Consider the following 17740-nt stretch of genomic DNA (forward strand, 5'->3'; position numbering starts at 1 on the left):
CATCAAGGGGTGTGACGGAACGACACTTCCGTTTCTCGGCCCTAGGGTTGGCGTGTGCTTCTGGAAGTGAACGTCACCTTTGGGGTGGTTCTCGCCGTTCTGCTCGCCGTGGCCGCGGGCGTCGTCGCGTTCGCCCGGCTCGGACGCCCGCGCGACTCGCTGATCGCGGGCGGGCGCGCCGCGGTCCAGCTGGTCGCGGTGTCGCTCGTGATCGGCTGGGTGATGCGGTACCTGCCGATGCTGCTGGTCTTTCTGCTGGTGATGTACGGAGTGGCGGCGTGGACGGCGGGCAGACGCGTCGTCCCGGGGGAGGGGCGCGGGCGGTGGTGGGCGGGGGTGCCGATCGCCGCCGGTGTCGGACCGGTCGTCGCGACGCTGCTGCTCACCGGACTCGTCCCGGTGCGCGGTGTGGCGCTCATCCCGGTCACCGGCATCCTCATCGGCGGCGCGCTGACCGCGACGGTCCTGGGCGGGAGGCGGGCGCTCGACGAACTGGAGACGCGCCGGGGCGAGGTGGAGGCGGGGCTCGCGATCGGGCTGCCGGAGCGGGAGGCGCGGCTCGAGGTGGCGCGCACGGCGGCGTCGGACGCGCTGCTGCCGGGGCTCGACCAGACGCGGACGGTGGGGCTCGTCACGCTGCCGGGCGCGTTCGTGGGGATGCTGCTGGGCGGCGCGTCGCCGTGGGAGGCGGGGGCGGTGCAGCTGTTCGTGCTGGTGGCGCTGATGGTGGTGCAGGCGGTGGCGGTGGCGGTCGTGCTGGAGCTGGTGGCCCGGGGCGTGGTGGCACGGGGTGCGGCGGCGCGGGGGTGAGGGGTCTCCGCCATGTCGGAGAACGGTCCGCGTCCGGTGCGCGTTCGGTCCGCGTCCGGTGCCGTCCGGGCCGCTCTCGGCACGCATGCGGTGCGCGACCAGCCCGCTGTCGGCCCGTTTTCGGTCCGCTGTCGGCTCGTGTTCGCCCGGGCGGGGCCGGCTGTTACGCGAACGTCAGGCTGAGGGTGCCGTCCTGGAGGGGCGTCAGCCGTACGGTCGTGAGGTCCTGGACGTGGACGTCCGGGGCGAAGGCGGCCGCCCTCGGGCCCACGCCCACCACGCGCATTCCCGCCGCGCGGCCCGCCTGGATGCCGGCCTCGGAGTCCTCGAAGACCACGCAGTCGGCCGGGTCGAAGCCCAGCTCCGCCGCGCCCTTGAGGAACCCCTCCGGGTCCGGCTTGCTCGCGCCGACGTGCTCCGCCGTCACCCGGGTCGCCGGCATCCGCAGCCCCGCCGCGCCCATCCGGGCCCGGGCGAGCTTCTCGTCCGCCGAGGTCACGAGGGCGTGCGGCAGTCCGACGAGGGCGGCCATGAAGGCCGGGGCGCCCGGGACCGGGACGACGCCGTCGAGGTCCGCGGTCTCCTCCGCGAGCATCACCCGGTTGTCGGCGTAGTTCTGCTCCATGGGCCGGTCCGGGAGGAGGGCGGCCATCGTCGCGTACCCCTGGCGGCCGTGGACGACCTTGAGCGCCTCGTCCGGGTCCAGGCCGTGACGTTCGGCCCAGCGGCGCCAGCAGCGTTCGACGACGGCGTCCGAGTTGACGAGCGTGCCGTCCATGTCGAGGAGCAGGGCGCGGGTGGTGAGCGCGGGCATGAAGGGTCTCCAGAGGGGTGGGAGGAGAACAGAGCGGTCCCGCCCGCCGGTCAGGGAGTGCGGGCGGGGCCACTTTGTTCCTCGACGATACAAAACGAGGAGCCTCCACGCCAATCCGTCCCGGATCACGGACGCCTCGGCCGTGGTGCGGGCCTCCTCCCGGCCGCCGCAGGCCCGTGGTGCCGGCGGGTGCCCCGCCGGTTCAGCCCGTGGTCTCCGCCTCCAGTGCGCGGCGCGTCTCCGGCCCGTACACGCCCTCCCCGTCCTCCTCGATGTCCTGGTACGACTGGTATCGCTCGACCGCGCGCCGTACCTGTCGGGAGAACTCGCCGTCGATCGGGCCGTCGTAGAGCCACACCTCCCAGAGCCGCCGCTGCAGTTCCTCGACCTCGGGGCCGGAGTCCCCGTAGCGCAGGGTCGGGGCCGGCGCGATCGGCGCGACCGTGGGCGTGCGGGTCGGCGCGGAGGTGGTCCGGGTCGCCGAGGGCGACGGCGGCCCGGCCGGCCCGGTGGACGTGGCCGTCGCGGTCGCCTCCGCCGAACGGGTGGAGGGTGACGGCGACGCCGAGGGCGACGCGGAGCGTGAGGCCGTGACGGAGGCCGAGGCGGACGGCGGAGGCGTGGAGGCCGAGGAGGACGGAGCCTCCGACACGGCGACGTTCTCCGAGGCGCTGGCGGTGAGCGTCGGCGCGGCGGCCCGGTCGTCCGGCTCGTTCCCGTCGCCGAGGAGGCCGCCCGCGACCGCCGCCGTGGCGACCACCGCGACCGCGACCGCAGCCGCGAGCGCCACCAGCGCGCCGCGCCGGCGGGTGGCGGGGCGCTCGGGCTCGTGCGGACCCCACTCGGGCTCGTACGTGATGTCGTACGCCTCGGCCTCCGGCGCGACCCCGCTCAGGTACAGGGGCATCGTCTCGGCCGAGCCGGGCCCCCCGCCCGGCTCGGCCGCCGGTCCGGAAACGGCACCCGCGCCCGGCCCCGAGCCCGCGCCCGGCCCCGAGCCCGCGCCCGGCCCCGAGCCCGCGCCCGGCCCGGAGGCCGTACCCGGCACCGCGACCGGCCCGGCACCCGGTCCGGAGGCCGTACCCGGAACCCCGACCGGCACCGCGCCCGGTCCCGAGCCCGCGCCCGGCACCGCGCCCGGTCCGGAGGCCGTACCCGTACCCGGCACCCCGACCGGCCCGGCGCCCGGTACCGCGCCCGGTACCGCGACCGGCCCCGTGCCCCGGTCCGCCTGCGGTGGGGCCATCGGTGCCTCTCCGGCCTCCGCTACGGCATCCAGCGTCACGTATGGACGGATCCGCAGCGGATCGAAGTCCTCCGCCGCGGCTATCTCCGCCTCGACGCACGCGCAGCGCGGTCTGTGTACACCGCATTCAGGACAGACGTGTCCGACCACAGTCAGGCCCCTCCCCAGTTCGCCTGGCAGAGATTATGCAGCCCGCACGTGGCCCGGCCTCCGCGACCGGGGTAACGGCCCTGGCCTCCGCAGGCCATAACCGGACATTCCAATCAGGATGGGTTGGGGAACGGACCCGAGGAGACGCCCATGGCCCAGGAAGTACGCGCGGCAGACCCCAGCGGTGGCCCGGCGCCCGGGGACGGGCAGAGCCGGCGCGGTGTGTTGGTCGCGATCGGAGCGCTGCTCCTCGGCATGCTGCTCGCCGCACTCGACCAGACCATCGTCGCCACGGCCCTGCCGACCATCGTCAGCGAGCTCGGCGGCATGGAGCACCTGTCCTGGGTCGTCACCGCGTACATCCTGGCGTCCACCGCGGGCACGCCCCTGTGGGGCAAGCTCGGCGACCAGTACGGCCGCAAGAAGCTCTTCCAGAGCGCCATCGTCATCTTCCTCGTCGGCTCCGCCCTCTGCGGCGTCGCACAGAACATGCCCCAGCTCATCGGCTTCCGCGCACTCCAGGGCCTGGGCGGCGGCGGTCTCATGGTCCTCTCGATGGCCGTCGTCGGCGACCTCGTGTCGCCCCGGGAACGGGGCAAGTACCAGGGGCTCTTCGGCGCCGTCTTCGGGGCGAGCAGCGTCCTCGGCCCGCTGCTCGGCGGGCTGTTCACCCAGCACCTCTCCTGGCGCTGGGTCTTCTACATCAACCTGCCCATCGGCATCGTCGCCCTCTTCGTGATCGCCACCGTGCTGCACATCCCGGTCCGCTCCACCCGCCACACCATCGACTACCTCGGCACGTTCCTCATCGCCTCGGTCGCCACCTGCCTGGTCCTCGTCGCCTCCCTCGGCGGCAACACCTGGGCCTGGGGCTCCCCACAGATCATCGGCCTCGCCGTCCTCGGAGCCGTACTCCTGGCGTGGTTCGTGTACGTCGAGAGGCGCGCCGCCGAGCCCGTGCTGCCGCTGAAACTCTTCCGGATCCGGACCTTCACCCTCGTCTCGCTCATCAGCTTCGTCGTGGGCTTCGCGATGTTCGGCGCGCTGACCTATCTGCCGACCTTCCTCCAGGTCGTCCAGGGCGTCACGCCGACCGTGTCCGGCATCCACATGCTGCCCATGGTCCTCGGCATGTTCATCACCTCGACCGTCTCCGGCCAGATCGTCTCGCGCACGGGCCGCTGGAAGGTCTTCCCCATCGCGGGCACCGGCGTCACGGCGCTCGGGCTGCTGCTCCTCAACGAGCTGACGGAGGCGAGCTCCACCTGGGAGACGAGCGCCTGCTTCTTCGTCTTCGGCGTCGGGCTCGGTCTCGTCATGCAGGTCCTCGTCCTGGTGGTGCAGAACGCCGTCTCGTACCAGGACCTCGGGGTCGCCACCTCCGGCGCCACCTTCTTCCGTTCCATCGGGGCGTCGTTCGGCGTCGCCATCTTCGGCACGATCTTCACCAACCGGCTCAACACCAGACTCGACGCGGCGCTCGCCGGGCAGCCGCTCCCACCGGGCACCGGACCGGACCAGATCGCCGCCGACCCGCGCGCGATCTCGGAACTTCCGACGGAGTTGCAGCCGTCCGTCGTGCACGCGTACGCGAGCTCGATCACCGACGTCTTCCTCTACGCCGTGCCGGTCGTCCTCGTCGCCTTCGTCGTCGCCTGGTTCCTCAAGGAGGACAAGCTGCGCGGCTCTGTCACCGCCCCCGACGCCAGCCAGACCCTCGCCTCCAACCCGGTGGAGCGCTCCTCGTACGAGGAGTGTGCGCGGGCCCTGTCCGTGCTCGGCTCACGGGAGGGGCGCAAGGAGGTCTACGAGAAGATCACCGCGAAGGCCGGGCTCGATCTGCTGCCGGCCGCGAGCTGGCTGCTGCTGCGGATCCGCCGCCACGGGACCGTGGAACCGGCCCGGCTCGCCGAGACCACGCCCGTACCCCTGCGGGCCATCACCACGGCGTCCCTGCAGATCGAGGAGCGCCGGCTGGCCCGCCGGGAGGGTCTGCAGCTGGTCCTGACGGAAGAGGGGCTCTCCGCCGTGACGCGGCTGGCGAAGGCGCGGGAGGAGTCGCTCGCCGAGCTGCTCGGCGACTGGTGGGGGCCGGAGCGGCCCACGGATCTGGTCCAGCTGGTGGAGGAGCTGACGGCCGAGCTGAGCGGCTCGGACGCGGAGCGGCCCCACTCGCCCGAGCCGCCCCGCGACCATCACGCCTGAGGGATCAGGACCCGAGGTCCTTGCCGTACCAGACGTCCATGTACGGGCCCTCGCAGTACGCCGGGATGTCCTGGTAGCCGTGGCGCGTGTACAGGCTGCGGGCCTCGATCAGGTCCAGGCGCGTGTTGAGGACCATCCGCCGCGCGCCCAGGTCACGCGCCGCGTCCTCCAGTCTCCCGAGCAGGACACCGGCGCCGCCCGTGCCGCGGAAGGCGTGGCGCAGGAACACCCGGGTCAGCTCGGCGCGTTCCTCGTCGAGGAGCAGCACGCCGCCGCACGCGGCCGGCTTCCCCTCGTACCGGCCCACGAGGAACCGACCGGTCGGCGGGGCCAGCAGCTCCACGCCGTCGTTCGTCAGCCCCTCGTCGATCTCCGCCACGGTTGCGGGCCGCTTCCAGTAGCGGCTCGCCACGTCGTCGTAGTAGTCGCGGCGCAGGCCGGTGGCGTCGGCGGTGTGGACGTCCTCGGGGACGAAGGACCAGCCGCCGGAGGTGGAGTCGCTCACTTCGGGGACGCCTGCTGGACGACCTCGAACGACCAGAGCGTCGACCCGGTCGCCGCCGGCTTGGGCCGCTCCCCGGCGCCGCCGCCCTCGTGCGCGGTCTTCATGGAACCGGACATCCAGTTCTGGAAGTCCTCCTCGCTCCTCCAGCGGGTGTACACGAGGTACTGGTCGGTGCCCTCGACGGGCCGCAGCAGCTCGAACCACTCGAACCCGTCGGACCCCTCCACGGCCCCGGCCCGCGAGGCGAACCGCTGCTCCAGCACCTCACGCTGCTCGGCCGGGACGGTCAGTACGTTGATCTTCACCACACTGGGCACGCGACACCTCTCAGAACGAACAGACCGGGCGCTGTGCCGGGCCTTGATCACATCTGTGCAGTGTCCTACATCCGGCGGTGCGACCCCTACTGCGGCTGCAGGCTCCCGATCAGGTCCTGGCACTGTCGCAGGAGCGAGACCCGCCGGCGTCCGTCAGGCCACGACCCGGGCGAGCAGCAGGCCGTCGTAGGCCTTCACGCCGACGGTCTGGAACGCCGTCGCGTCCAACCGGGGTTCACGTGAGACCAGTTCGAACATCGCACGCGTGCCGGTGATCGCCGGGTTGTCCGTGTCCGCCTCCAGGATCGCGCCCCCGCGGACGACGTTGTCGACGACGATGACCGTGCCGGGGCGGGAGAGCTTCAGCGCCCACGCCACGTAGTTCGGGTTGTTCACCTTGTCGGCGTCGATGAAGACGAAGTCGAACGGGCCCGCGCCCTCCGTCTCCAGCTGGGGCAGGGTGTCCAGGGCCGCGCCCGTCCGGACCTCGACCACCTTCTCCAGGCCGGCGCGGGCGATGTTGGCGCGCGCCACGTCAGCGTGGGCCGGGTTGTACTCCAGCGAGATCATCCGGCCGTCGGCGGGCAGCGCGCGGGCCATCCAGATCGTGCTGTAGCCGCCGAGCGTGCCGATCTCCAGGACCGAGCGCGCCCCGCACATCGAGACGAGCAGGTTCAGGAGCTTGCCCTGGTTGGGCGCGACGGCGATCTCGGGGAGTCCGGCGGCCGTGGAGTCGGCCAGCGTGGCGGCGAGCGCCTCGTCGGCGGGGGCGAGCAGTTCGGTGAAGTAGCGGTCGACTGCGGTCCATTGATCCTGGGTCATGCCGCCGAACGTACCGCAGGGCGCCGACGCCGTACGCGGATCGCCACGACCGTCCCGCCCGCCGCGAGCAGCGCGCCGGCGACCGTCAGGAGCCAGACCGGTACCCCGTCCCCGACCGTGAGCAGCCGGTCGGTGTAGATCACCTCCCGGTACGGCGTGTCCGCGACCGTCCGCAGCTCGTGGTCGCCGTCGATCAGCGACGGCACGGGGAACGACTGGTCCAGGGCGGTCAGGAAGAACGGGCCGCCGCCGGTGAGCGAGGCGAGCGAGTCGCGGCTCGTCCCCTCGATCCGCCCGGCGAACGTCACCTCCGGCCCGTCGCCGCCGATGTCGTCGCGCGGCTCCATGCGATGGTCGGCGAGGATGTACAGGCCGAGCGACTGCGGGGTCTTCGCCAGCCGCGAGAGCCGCATCGGGTAGACGAGCCGGTCGCTGGCGAAGCCGATCCGGAGCGGGGTCAGATCCCCCTGGAGCGCCGTACCGTCGGCGTCCGGGGCGAGCCGTACCGCGACGTACTCCCACTTCTGCTCGACGTACGGCGTCAGTTCGGCCGCCAGCCGCTCGGGGAGTTCGAAGCCGTTCGTCCTCAGCCAGCCGCTCAGCGCCTCGGGGTCGGTGGCGGTCAGCCGCGCCACGTCGAAGGGGCCGAGCCGCTCGCGCCCGACGACGCCGACGTCCGGGCCGGCGCTCCCGGGAAGGGCGGCCGAGGCGCCGTCCGACGAGCCGAGGCCGAAGGGCCAGTCGTCGCCGCGCGGCCAGAAGTAGTACCGGTCCTGGTGCGCGGGACGGGTGAGGTCCTCCAGCGCGTCGAAGAGCGACGGGTCGCCGAGCGTCACGTCCGCCCGCCCGGGTACGGGCATGATCCAGGCCGCCCGCTCGGCGTCCCCGCGCACCGTGAAGCGCATGACGATCTGTTCCGTACGGCCGTCCCAGCGCACCGCCGAGGTCTCCCGGTCGACGCCTATCTGCTGGTGCCGGTCCGGGATCATCGCGCCGCAGCCGCAGGCGTACGCCGGTGCGATCAGCGAGCCGAGCTGGAGCGCGAGCAGCGCGACGATCATGGCCAGAATTCTGTGTGTCCCCCGCATGGTCGGTCAGACGCGGCGGGGGAGATTCCGGTTCCGGGCGCGGACAAGGCCCGTTCCGGGCCCGGAGAAGGCCGTCGACGGGAGCCGGGAGGCGGGAGGCGGGGGCCTGGGCGTGGGGGTTGGAGCCCCCGCCTACCGGTCTGTCAGGAGCGTCCGGTCAGGAGCCGACCCGCACCCGCAACTCCTTGATCCCGTTCAGCCAGGCCGCGCGCAGCCGCCGCGGTTCGCCCACGAGGGTCAGATCGGGCAGGACGTCCGCCAGCGCGTTGAAGATCAGGTCGATCTCGTTGATGGCGAGCGACTTTCCGAGGCAGAAGTGCGGCCCGCCGCCGCCGAATCCGAGATGCGGGTTCGGGTCGCGCGTGATGTCGAAGGTCTCCGGGTTCTCGAAGACCTCGGGGTCGTTGTTGGCGGAGGAGTAGAAGAGTCCGACCCGGTCGCCGCGGCGGATCTTCTGGCCGCCGATCTCGGTGTCCTGGGTGGCGGTCCGCTGGAACGAGACCACCGGGGTCGCCCAGCGCACGATCTCCTCGGCGGCGGTCGCCGGCCGCTCCCGCTTGTACCGCTCCCACTCCTCGGGGTGGGTGAGGAAGGCGTGCATGCCATGGCTGATGGCGTTACGCGTGGTCTCGTTGCCGGCCACCGCGAGCAGCAGCACGAAGAAGCCGAACTCGTCGGAGGAGAGGTTGCCCTGGCCCTCGGCGGCGACGAGCTGGGTCACGATGTCCTTGGCCGGGCACTCCTTGCGCTCGGCGGCGAGGTTCATCGAGTAGCCGATGAGCTCCATGGCGGCCTCGGCGCCGATCTCCTCGGTGATGGCGTACTCGGGATCGTCGTACGCGACCATCTTGTTGGACCAGTCGAAGATCCGGGCGCGGTCCTCCTGCGGTACGCCGATGAGTTCGGCGATCGCCTGGAGCGGCAGCTCGACGGCGACCTGGGTGACGAAATCGAAGGAGCCGTCGGAGCCGGCGTTCCGCTTCGCCTCCTCGACGATCTTCCGGGCGCGCTCGCGCAGGGCGTTCTCCAGGGACCGGATCGCCCGGGGTGTGAAGCCGCGCTGGACGATCTGGCGGACGCGGGTGTGCTCCGGCGGGTCCATGTTGAGCATGATCAGCTTCTGGACCTCGATCTGGTCCCTGGTGATGTGCTCGTTGAAGCGGATGACGGCCGTGTTCTCGGTCGAGGAGAACAACTCCGGGTGTGTGGAGACGTACTTGACGTCGGCGTGCCGGGTGACGGCCCAGTAGCCCTCGTCGTCGAAGCCCGTGACGCCGCGCGGCTGGGGGCACCACCAGACGGGTGCCGTCTGCCGCAGCTGAGCGAACTCCGGGAAGGGTATACGGCTCTGGAGCAGATCGGGATCGGTGGCGTCGAACCCTTCGGGGAGGTGAGGGCAGGGCATCGGCAACACACTCCATGTCTGGGACACGCCGGCCGGACGGCGTGCCTGGCGGCGCACGGCCGGCGGCATGTCCGGCGGCATGGCTGACGGGACGGCTGGATTCTGACGGTCCATCAGAAGCTGTCCGCAAGGTAGTAACGGGTTCTACAAGTCGCAAGGCATGCGACGGGAACTGTTGCCGGTGATCGGTGCACGCGGGTGCGTGCACAACCCTTGCGTACCGGCGGTAGCAGTCATAAGACTTCACTCAGAACTAGAACGCGTACTAGTTCCCCGTACCGCCCCCGTCGCGGAGTGCCGGGACACCCCGCCCGGGCGAGGAGAGGACGAGTCATGGCCGCGGAACCCGTCATCGTCGAAGCAGTACGCACCCCCATCGGCAAGCGCGGAGGCGCGCTCGCCAATCTCCACCCCGCCTACCTCCTGGGCGAGACCTACCGTGAACTCCTCGGCCGCACCGGCATCCACGCCGACTGCGTCGAGCAGATCGTCGGCGGCACCGTCACCCACGCCGGCGAGCAGTCCATGAACCCCGCGCGCAACGCCTGGCTCACCATGGGTCTTCCCTACGAGACCGCCGCCACCACCGTCGACTGCCAGTGCGGCTCCTCGCAGCAGGCGAGCCACATGGTCGCCAACATGATCGCCTCGGGCGTCATCGACATCGGCATCAGCTGCGGGGTCGAGGCCATGTCGCGCGTCCCGCTCGGCTCCGGATCCAAGCACGGACCCGGAAAGCCCTGGCCGGACGAGTGGAACGTCGACCTGCCCAACCAGTTCGAGGCCGCCGAGCGCATCGCCCGGCACCGCGGCCTGACCCGCGAACGGGTCGACTCCCTCGGTCTGCTCTCCCAGGAGCGGGCCGCGATCGCCTGGTCCGAGGAGCGGTTCAAGCGCGAGACCTTCGCCGTCCAGGTCCCGACCACCGAGGAGGAGCAGGCCGCGGGTCAGGGCATGTGGCGGCTCGTCGACCGCGACGAGGGGCTCCGCGACACCAGCATGGAGGCGCTCGCCCGGCTCAAGCCCGTCATGCCGACCGCCGTCCACACCGCCGGGAACTCCTCCCAGATCTCCGACGGGGCGTGCGCGCTGATGTGGGCATCCAAGCGGATGGCCCGCGCGCTCAAGCTCAGGCCCCGCGCCCGGATCGTCGCCCAGGCGCTCGTCGGCTCCGACCCGCACTTCCACCTCGACGGGCCGGTCGACGCGACGCGCGCCGTGCTCGGCAAGGCGGGGATGTCGCTGAAGGACATCGACGTCGTCGAGATCAACGAGGCCTTCGCCTCGGTCGTCCTGAGCTGGGCCCAGGTGTTCGACCAGGATCTCGACAAGGTCAACGTCAACGGCGGCGCCATCGCGCTCGGGCATCCGGTGGGTGCGACCGGGGCGCGACTGATCACCACGGCCCTGCACGAGCTGGAGCGTACGGACAAGGAATTCGCGCTGATCACGATGTGCGCCGGCGGCGCGCTGGCGACCGGCACGATCATTCAGCGGCTGTAGGGCCCGTTCGGCGAACACAGCGCGTACGGGGCGGCTGGAGGCGCGGGGTGGTCGGCTCGAAAGCCTTCGCACAGCGGGGCGGGGTCTGCCGCGCCCGAGGGGGCGCGGGGTCTGCCGCGCCCGAAACGCCGCAGGCCCCGCCCCTCCGTGCGGAGGGCGGGGCCTTGCGGGTGTGCGCGCGGCTGCGAGCGGCTGGGGGTGACTCTTAGTACCAGCCGTTGGCCTGCCAGAACGCCCAGGCGCCGTTCGGGCTGCCGTAGCGGTCGTTCATGTAGTCCAGGCCCCACTTGATCTGGGTGGCCGGGTTGGTCTTCCAGTCGGAACCGGCCGAGGACATCTTCGAGGCCGGCAGGGCCTGGACCAGGCCGTAGGCGCCGCTGGACGAGTTGGTGGCGGAGGGGTTCCAGCCGGACTCGTGCTCCACGATCTTGCTGAACGACGCGAACTGCGAAGCCGGAACGATCTGCTTGGCGATCGCCTTGGCGTCGCTCGGAGCGGCCGAGGCCGAGGCCGTCGTACCCAGGACCGCTCCCGAGGCGCCCAGCAGCACGGCTGCGGAGACGGCGAGGGTCTTCTTGCGGGAGTTGGCACGGGTGGCGATGGAGCGGAACAAAACGCGACCTAACGTCGGGGACATGGGCCCGCCGGGCGTTTTCGGCAAGCCGGAACCAGAGCCCGGGGAACCCGGATCCTGCGGGGAATCGGCCTGTCCGAGGCGCTGCGCTGAACGCTGCCTGCCTGGCGACGTCCACCAGACAAGCAGCCCTGGCGGGCCGTCGCAATGCCCCCCGGTACGAAGCGGAGTCGGACCCGCGCCGAACGGCCGGCGGCGGGTACCCGGGTGTTATCGCAGGTCAAGGTGGTGTATGGGGGGATTTGGGAGGGTCTGGACCCTCTCCTATTCCACGTCGTACGTGACCTAGGTCCTGTGGGGCGCCTCACCCCGGAGCGGCTCTTCAGGTCCCTCGAATGTGACCTGGGTCTCGAAGTTCGCGCGCCGCGTGGCCCGCCGCAGCGCCTTCAGGAGCGTGCCGCCGACGGTCATCGTGAGCACGACGGTGAGGGTCGCCCGGCCGAGGTCCCAGCCGAGGGACGTGGCGAGGACGAACGCGAGGAAGCGGACCAGGTTCTCGTGCGCGGGCTCCCCGGGCTGGAACGAGATCCCGGAGCCCAGGCCGCCCACCGTGACCCAGCCGTAGAGATTGGTGACGGTGCCGTACGCGAACGCCGCCACGAACCCGTACGCCGACAGCATCAGCAGCTCACCCAGGCCGCGCAGCCGGACAGGGCCCGGCAGCAGCCCCGCGCCCATCGTGAACCAGCCCATGGCGAGCATCTGCACCGGCATCCAGGGGCCGACACCGCCCGTGAGCAGGGCGGAGGCGAACATCGTCACCGCACCGAGGACGAACCCGAACCCCGGCCCGAGGACCCGGCCGCTCAGCACCATCAGGAAGAACATCGGCTCCAGGCCCGCCGTCCCCGCCCCGAGCGGACGCAGCGCCGCCCCCACGGCGGCGAGCACGCCCAGCATCGCCACCGCCTTCGCGTCCATCCCGCAGTCGGCGATCGTCGCGACCACGACCGCGATCAGCAGCGGCAGCAGAGCGGCGAAGAACCACGGGGCGTCGGCCGCGTGATTCGTGACGGCGGCGCCACGGTCCGCGAAGAGCGGCCAGGCGACGGCCATCGCTCCGACGAGGGAGACGAGGACGAGCGCCGCGATCGAGCGGGGTCCGAGCCGTACGGGTCCTCTGCTCACCACGCCTCCCTCACCTGCTCGACCGTGAGCCAGGGCTGCGGGGCGAGGATCTTGGCCACCTGCGGGGAGAAGGCGGGGGAGGAGACGACGACCTCGGCCGTCGGGCCGTCCGCGACGACCTCGCCGCCCGCAAGGATCACCACCCGGTGCGCCAGCTCGGCGGCCAGCTCCACGTCGTGGGTGGCGAGCACGATGGCGTGGCCCGCACCGGCGAGCTCGCGCAGACGGGCGACGAGGCGGGCCTTGGCCGCGTAGTCGAGACCGCGGGTCGGCTCGTCGAGGAGCAGGAGCGGGGGGCGGCCGGTCAGGACGACCGCGAGCGCGAGCGCCAGGCGCTGGCCCTCGGACAGGTCACGGGGGTGGGTGTCGTCCGCCACACCCGGCAGCAGCTCGGACACCAGCGCCCGGCAGGTCCCGGGGGCCGAGCCGGTGTCGGCGTCGGCGGCCGAGCACTCGGCGCCGACGGTGTCCGCGTACAGCAGGTCGCGGGGCTCCTGCGGCACGAGACCGACGTGGCGGATCATCTCGCGGGGGTCGGTGTGGTGCGGCGCGCGGCCCGCGACGAGGGCGGTGCCCGAGGTGGGCGGGACGATGCCGACGAGCGCGTTGAGCAGCGTGGACTTGCCGGCGCCGTTGCGTCCCATGAGCGCCACGGTCTCGCCCGCGGTGACCCGGAGGTCCACGCGCCGCAGCGCCTCCACCCGGCCGCGGCGGACACCGAGGGAGCGGACGTCGACGAGACGGTGGGCTTCGGGGGCGGGCACGGAGGGCCGGGGGCGGCGCCGGAAGAGGGAGATCGCCCGGCCCTTCCCCGGGGCGCGTCGGGCGGGGGTCCGGGGTGCCTTCGGCGCGTCCGGTCCGTGCGGAGTGTCCGGCGTGTCCGGCACGTGCGCAGTCTTCGGCGCCTTCGGCATGTCCCGAGCGTCGGTCGGGTTCGGTGCTTCCGGCGTGTGGGGGACGGGGGGCGCGGGGCGGAGCTCCCGGGTGGTCGGGACCCGTGCCCCCAGACGGTCCCGGACCGGCCCCGCAGCACGGCGGGCGTCCCGGACCGTCAACGGGAGCGGGCTCCAGCCCGCCAGGCGGCCGAGCGCCACCACCGGGGGGTGGACCGGGGAGACCGACATGATCTCGGCGGGCGGGCCCATGACCCCGTCCGGCAGCAGCAGCACCTGGTCCGCGTACTGCACCACCCGCTCCAGGCGGTGCTCCGCCATCAGGACCGTCGTGCCGAGGTCGTGGACCAGGCGCTGCAGGACCGCGAGGACGTCCTCCGCCGCCGCCGGGTCCAGTGCGGACGTCGGCTCGTCGAGGACGAGGACCTCGGGGTGCGGCGTCAGCACCGAACCGATCGCCACCCGCTGCTGCTGCCCGCCCGAGAGCGTCGCGATCGGCCGGTCGCGCAGCTCCGCGAGCCCGAGCAGGTCCAGCGTCTCCTCGACCCGCCGCCGCATCACCGCCGGAGCCAGGCCCAGCGACTCCATCCCGTACGCCAGTTCGTCCTCGACGGTGTCCGTGACGAAGTGCGCCAGCGGGTCCTGCCCGACCGTGCCCACCACGTCCGCCAGCTCGCGCGGCATGTGCGTACGGGTGTCCCGGCCCGCCACCGTCACCCGGCCCTTCAGCGTGCCGCCCGTGAAGTGCGGGACGAGTCCCGAGACCGCGCCGAGCAGGGTCGACTTGCCCACGCCAGACGGGCCCACCAGCAGGACCAGTTCGCCCTCCGGGACCGTCAGGTCCAGGTCCCGCAGCGTGGGCTCGCCCTCGCCGTACGTCACCGAGACGTTCTCGAACCGGATCACGAAGTCTCCCTGGAGGCGGAGGCGGAGGCGGAGGCGGAGGCGGAGGCGGAGGTGACTGGGGCGGAGGTGACTGGGGCGGCGGGGACGGAGACTGGGACGGAGGCGGGAACGGGCGCCACGAACGCGGGTACCAGGCCCACCAGGATCGACAGCGCGGGCCACACCGGAAGCTCCGGCGCGACCAGGGGCACGACACCCGGGTGGAGCGCCTCGTAGGCGTACGTGTTCGCCCAGATCATCAGCGCCGCCACCGCGATGCCCGAGCCGGCGACCAGCCAGGCCCGCACCCCCCAGGTGTCGGGCCGGTACCGGGTGCGGGCCGCGCGGCGACCACCCAGCCGGAGCCCTGCCAGCGCCGCGCACAGCCCCGCGACGAGCAGCGGCAGCCCGTACCCCGCGCCCTCGGCGGCCAGCAGGCCGTACGAGCCCGCGCACACCCCGAGCAGTCCGCCCAGCGTCAGCACGTTCGTCGTCCGCCGCACGGCCGGCTCCACCTGCGCCGTACGTCCGTATCCGCGCGCGTCCATCGAGGCCGCCACGGCGATCGACCGCTCCAGCGCGCCCTCGAGCACCGGCAGCCCGATCTGGAGCACGGCCCGCACCCCGCCCGTCGGCCGCCCCCGCAGCCGCCGGGCGGTCCGCAGCCGCATCACGTCGGCCACCATGTTCGGCGCGAAGGTCATCGCCACGACGACGGCGACCCCCACCTCGTACAGCGCGCCCGGCAGCGACTTGAGCAGCCGCGCCGGATTGGCGAGCGCGTTCGCCGCGCCCACGCAGATCAGCAGGGTCGCCAGCTTGGCGCCGTCGTACACGGCGAAGACCACCTGCTCCGCCGTCACCCGGCCCCCGATCCGCACCCCCTGCGCCCAGTCGGGAACCGGCACCTCGGGCAGCGTGAACAGCTCGTACGTGCCCGGGATCGCCGAACCCAGCACCACCGAGAACACCACCCGCAGCGCCACCACGAAGAGACCCAGCTTCACGAACGCCCCGTACGAGCGGGCCCAGGGGGCGTCCGTGCGGCGGGCCGCGACGACATAGCCCGCGATCGCGACGATCAGGCCGAGGAGCAGCGGGTTGGTGGTACGGGAGGCGGCGACGGCGAGGCCGAGCGCCCAGAGCCACCAGGCGCCCGCGTGCAGGGCGTTGGAGCGGCTCGCCTCGGGGGCACGGATCATGCGCGTCGGCGGGCCTTCCAGACCGCGGCGCCCCCGAGCACGAGCACCGCGGCTCCGCCCACCACGATCCCGACGGCGGGTCCGCCGCCGTCGTCGCCCTTGCCCTCCGGCGCCTGGGTGGCCGTCGCGGTGGGGTCGCCCGCGGGCCTGTTCTCGTCGGCCGGGGACCCGGTCTCCGCGACCTGCTCGCCGCAGCCCTTCGCCGGGTAGCCGGCGATTCCGCACAGCAGTGCCGCGCTGTCGTACCGCAGCGGCTTCGCGACCGCGGCCAGCGCGTCCGCGCTCGTCGCGTCCTCGCGGACCTGGGCGCAGCCGGTCTTCACCTGCGGCCGGGGCGGAGCCTCTCCCGGCGGGGCGTCCTGCGGGGTGCCGAAGTCCACGACGACCGCCACCCGCTTGGTGCCGGCCTTCGCCTCCGTACCGCCGCAGACGCCCGCGAAGTCGGGGGCCGCGGTGGGCTTGGCGGCGTCACCGCTGTCCTTGCTGACCGCGAAGCGGAAGCCGACGGCGTCGCCGTCGGACGGCCGGGCGGTGGCCGGGCCCTGCGTCGCGTACTCCCAGGTGCCGCCGCCGTCGCTCTCCCACGACGACCAGTAGCGGTATCCGACGGCCTCGGCGGGAGCGGCGGCGGCCAGGATCAGGACGGCGCCGGCCGCGGCGCCGAGCAGCCCGGTCCTCACTTCCTGCGCCCGCTCACCAGGAAGCCGATGCCGACACCGACGACCATGCCGATGCCGATGATCCACCACACGTCGAACGAGCCGGAGTCGTCGTCGCTCGCCTCCGGCGCGGCGGACGGCGACGGCTTCGGCGCGGGGCCGGTGGCGGCCAGCTCCTTCAGGAGGTCGGTCGAGCCGAAGGCGCGCGGGTCGACGTGCATCGCCTTCGCGGCGAGGACCAGCTGCGCGTACGCGGCGGGGCCGTTCTCCTTCGCCCAGGCGGCGGAGTTCGCCTTGAGCCAGGTCAGCGCGCCGGTCGCCTCCTTCGTGGCACCGGTCGCGGCGAGGGCGACGACGGCGTCGGCGGTGTTGCCGTGGTCGGGCTGCTCGGTGGGGTCGGCGGCGCCGGGCATGGGCGGGGTGTTCAGGTGTCCGTTCTTCGCCAGCGCGGCGGCCAGGTAGGAGGCGCCGTTGAGCGCGGCCCGGTCCATCGTGGGCGTGGCCAGGTCCGTGCAGACCGGGCTCTGCTGGGGCTCCACGCCCCGAGCGGTGATGCCCTTGCCGAGCCCGGCGAGCGTCGCGGCGGCGGTGGCGTCGGCGTTCGCGAGGAGCTTGCCGTCCTTGTCCGGCTGGTACGCGAAGGCGCCCGCCCCCTCCCTGGCCGAGCAGGGCAGGGCGAGTCCGAGCAGGGCGTCGTACGGGGTCATGCCCTCGGTGGACTTCACCTGGCCGGGCTTCTCACCGAGCGCGGTCAGCGCGCTGATGACGATGGAGGTGGAGTTGGCATCGCTGGGGCCGCCGGGGTTGTACCCCCAGCCGCCGTCCTTGTTCTGTACGCCCTTCAGCCAGGCCGCGCCGGCCTCGGCCGCCTTGGCCAGGGGCTCGGGGTCGGTGCTCTGGCGCTTGGCACCGGTGAGCGCCTGCACGGCGACGGCGGTGGCGTTGGTGTCCAGCATGGTCGACGCGTCGCACGCCTTGGCCGGGTCCGGCCGGTACGACGTGAACGCGCCGGTGGCGCACTGCTGCTTCAGCAGCCAGGACACGGCCTCGTCGGCGGGCTGCACACCGCTGGTGGTCTGGGCGATGAAGGCGAGCGACTGGCGCCACACACCGTCGTACGTCGGGTCCTTGGTGCCGTACAGCCCGGCGGGGATCACGGGCGCGGGGGTCGCCGACGGCGAGGGGGCGGCGGATGCGACGGGGGCTACGCCGGTGCAGAGCACCGCTGCGGCGGCGAACGCGGCGGCGCCGCGACGGACGGTGATCATGCGAGCTGTGGCCTCTCCTGCGGCCGGGCACCGGCACGCTTGAGGCACCAGGCTCGGCTCCGTATTCCTCGACGGTGCCGGCGGTCACGTCCCGGGCGGGGCATTCCGACTTCCGTCCACGACGGGCGCGGGCGGTCACGGTTGCGGGTCAGCGCCGGATTTGCACCGGCTTCCCCCCGTACGGGTGTGATGACGACTCGCCCACT

Annotated in this window: 16 protein-coding genes and 1 riboswitch; of the genes, 3 read left to right on the top strand and 13 right to left on the bottom strand. The window is 72.9% G+C overall.

Annotated elements, in window-relative coordinates:
• Window positions 1-54 precede the first annotated feature (54 nt).
• Window positions 55-810, top strand: coding sequence for an ABC transporter permease (locus ACF1G2_RS08950; protein ID WP_391797628.1), 756 nt, complete (start codon window positions 55-57; stop codon window positions 808-810).
• Window positions 811-973: 163 nt separating this feature from the next.
• Here the strand turns inward: ACF1G2_RS08950 and ACF1G2_RS08955 are convergent, their stop codons facing one another.
• Together ACF1G2_RS08955 and ACF1G2_RS08960 are read right to left on the bottom strand one after the other, a co-directional pair.
• Complete coding sequence (locus tag ACF1G2_RS08955) at window positions 974-1624, bottom strand: HAD-IA family hydrolase (protein WP_391797629.1); 651 nt, start codon at window positions 1622-1624, stop codon at window positions 974-976.
• 202 nt (window positions 1625-1826) lie between these two features.
• The gene (locus tag ACF1G2_RS08960) at window positions 1827-2870 is read right to left on the bottom strand and encodes a peptidoglycan-binding protein (protein WP_391797630.1); all 1044 of its coding nucleotides are present in this window, start codon (window positions 2868-2870) and stop codon (window positions 1827-1829) included.
• Between the two features lie 300 nt (window positions 2871-3170).
• Here ACF1G2_RS08960 and ACF1G2_RS08965 point away from each other — a divergent pair, with 300 nt between their 5' ends.
• On the top strand, window positions 3171-5225 hold the full coding sequence (locus ACF1G2_RS08965) for a DHA2 family efflux MFS transporter permease subunit (protein WP_391797631.1): 2055 nt from the start codon (window positions 3171-3173) through the stop codon (window positions 5223-5225).
• A 4-nt stretch (window positions 5226-5229) separates the two neighbouring features.
• On the opposite strand, the gene ACF1G2_RS08970 is transcribed toward ACF1G2_RS08965, so the two are convergent.
• The 5 genes from ACF1G2_RS08970 to ACF1G2_RS08990 form a co-directional block, all read right to left on the bottom strand.
• Window positions 5230-5730, bottom strand: a complete 501-nt coding sequence (locus ACF1G2_RS08970) for a GNAT family N-acetyltransferase (RefSeq protein WP_391797632.1) — start codon at window positions 5728-5730, stop codon at window positions 5230-5232.
• On the bottom strand, window positions 5727-6047 hold the full coding sequence (locus tag ACF1G2_RS08975) for an antibiotic biosynthesis monooxygenase family protein (protein ID WP_383167408.1): 321 nt from the start codon (window positions 6045-6047) through the stop codon (window positions 5727-5729). Before ACF1G2_RS08975 ends, ACF1G2_RS08970 begins: the two co-directional genes overlap by 4 nt.
• Window positions 6048-6200: 153 nt before the next feature.
• A complete protein-coding gene (locus ACF1G2_RS08980; RefSeq protein ID WP_391797633.1) occupies window positions 6201-6869 on the bottom strand; it encodes an O-methyltransferase in 669 nt (222 codons plus the stop codon).
• Window positions 6866-7930, bottom strand: coding sequence for a DUF2330 domain-containing protein (locus ACF1G2_RS08985; protein WP_391797634.1), 1065 nt, complete (start codon window positions 7928-7930; stop codon window positions 6866-6868). The genes ACF1G2_RS08980 and ACF1G2_RS08985 overlap by 4 nt, the downstream gene beginning before the upstream one ends.
• A 184-nt stretch (window positions 7931-8114) precedes the next feature.
• Entirely contained in the window at window positions 8115-9362 is a 1248-nt protein-coding gene (locus ACF1G2_RS08990) for a cytochrome P450 (RefSeq protein WP_391797635.1), read from the bottom strand.
• Window positions 9363-9695: 333 nt separating this feature from the next.
• On the opposite strand from ACF1G2_RS08990, the gene ACF1G2_RS08995 reads away from it, so the two are divergent.
• Window positions 9696-10865, top strand: coding sequence for a steroid 3-ketoacyl-CoA thiolase (locus ACF1G2_RS08995; protein WP_391797636.1), 1170 nt, complete (start codon window positions 9696-9698; stop codon window positions 10863-10865).
• A 205-nt stretch (window positions 10866-11070) separates the two neighbouring features.
• Here the strand turns inward: ACF1G2_RS08995 and ACF1G2_RS09000 are convergent, their stop codons facing one another.
• The 6 genes from ACF1G2_RS09000 to ACF1G2_RS09025 all read right to left on the bottom strand — a co-directional run bounded on the left by ACF1G2_RS09000 (window position 11071) and on the right by ACF1G2_RS09025 (window position 17534).
• A complete protein-coding gene (locus tag ACF1G2_RS09000; RefSeq protein WP_352188225.1) occupies window positions 11071-11478 on the bottom strand; it encodes a transglycosylase SLT domain-containing protein in 408 nt (135 codons plus the stop codon).
• A gap of 306 nt (window positions 11479-11784) precedes the next feature.
• Window positions 11785-12627: an ECF transporter S component gene (locus ACF1G2_RS09005; protein WP_391797637.1), complete on the bottom strand. Its 843-nt coding sequence runs from the start codon at window positions 12625-12627 to the stop codon at window positions 11785-11787.
• Window positions 12624-14426, bottom strand: a complete 1803-nt coding sequence (locus ACF1G2_RS09010) for an ATP-binding cassette domain-containing protein (RefSeq protein ID WP_391797638.1) — start codon at window positions 14424-14426, stop codon at window positions 12624-12626. Before ACF1G2_RS09010 ends, ACF1G2_RS09005 begins: the two co-directional genes overlap by 4 nt.
• Window positions 14423-15607 carry an energy-coupling factor transporter transmembrane component T gene (locus ACF1G2_RS09015; RefSeq protein ID WP_391797639.1) on the bottom strand — a complete coding sequence of 395 codons (1185 nt, stop codon included), beginning with the start codon at window positions 15605-15607 and terminating at the stop codon, window positions 14423-14425. Before ACF1G2_RS09015 ends, ACF1G2_RS09010 begins: the two co-directional genes overlap by 4 nt.
• On the bottom strand, window positions 15604-16287 hold the full coding sequence (locus ACF1G2_RS09020) for an SCO2322 family protein (RefSeq protein ID WP_391797640.1): 684 nt from the start codon (window positions 16285-16287) through the stop codon (window positions 15604-15606). Before ACF1G2_RS09020 ends, ACF1G2_RS09015 begins: the two co-directional genes overlap by 4 nt.
• Complete coding sequence (locus ACF1G2_RS09025; RefSeq protein ID WP_391797641.1) at window positions 16284-17534, bottom strand: prenyltransferase/squalene oxidase repeat-containing protein; 1251 nt, start codon at window positions 17532-17534, stop codon at window positions 16284-16286. The genes ACF1G2_RS09020 and ACF1G2_RS09025 overlap by 4 nt, the downstream gene beginning before the upstream one ends.
• 98 nt (window positions 17535-17632) lie before the next feature.
• Window positions 17633-17710: riboswitch (cobalamin riboswitch) on the bottom strand.
• Between the last annotated feature and the right edge of the window lie 30 nt (window positions 17711-17740).

Source organism: Streptomyces sp. NPDC013457, from assembly GCF_043089925.1.
Taxonomy (GTDB): domain Bacteria; phylum Actinomycetota; class Actinomycetes; order Streptomycetales; family Streptomycetaceae; genus Streptomyces.

Bases quoted from the DNA above. Each gene is read 5' to 3' on its own strand.
- ACF1G2_RS08955 (WP_391797629.1), bottom strand. From the start codon at position 1,624: ATGCCCGCGCTCACCACCCGCGCCCTGCTCCTCGACATGGACGGCACG.
- ACF1G2_RS08960 (WP_391797630.1), bottom strand. From the start codon at position 2,870: ATGGCCCCACCGCAGGCGGACCGGGGCACGGGGCCGGTCGCGGTACCG.
- ACF1G2_RS08965 (WP_391797631.1), top strand. From the start codon at position 3,171: ATGGCCCAGGAAGTACGCGCGGCAGACCCCAGCGGTGGCCCGGCGCCC.
- ACF1G2_RS08980 (WP_391797633.1), bottom strand. From the start codon at position 6,869: ATGACCCAGGATCAATGGACCGCAGTCGACCGCTACTTCACCGAACTG.
- ACF1G2_RS08985 (WP_391797634.1), bottom strand. From the start codon at position 7,930: ATGATCGTCGCGCTGCTCGCGCTCCAGCTCGGCTCGCTGATCGCACCG.
- ACF1G2_RS08990 (WP_391797635.1), bottom strand. From the start codon at position 9,362: ATGCCCTGCCCTCACCTCCCCGAAGGGTTCGACGCCACCGATCCCGAT.
- ACF1G2_RS08995 (WP_391797636.1), top strand. From the start codon at position 9,696: ATGGCCGCGGAACCCGTCATCGTCGAAGCAGTACGCACCCCCATCGGC.
- ACF1G2_RS09015 (WP_391797639.1), bottom strand. From the start codon at position 15,607: ATGATCCGTGCCCCCGAGGCGAGCCGCTCCAACGCCCTGCACGCGGGC.
- ACF1G2_RS09025 (WP_391797641.1), bottom strand. From the start codon at position 17,534: ATGATCACCGTCCGTCGCGGCGCCGCCGCGTTCGCCGCCGCAGCGGTG.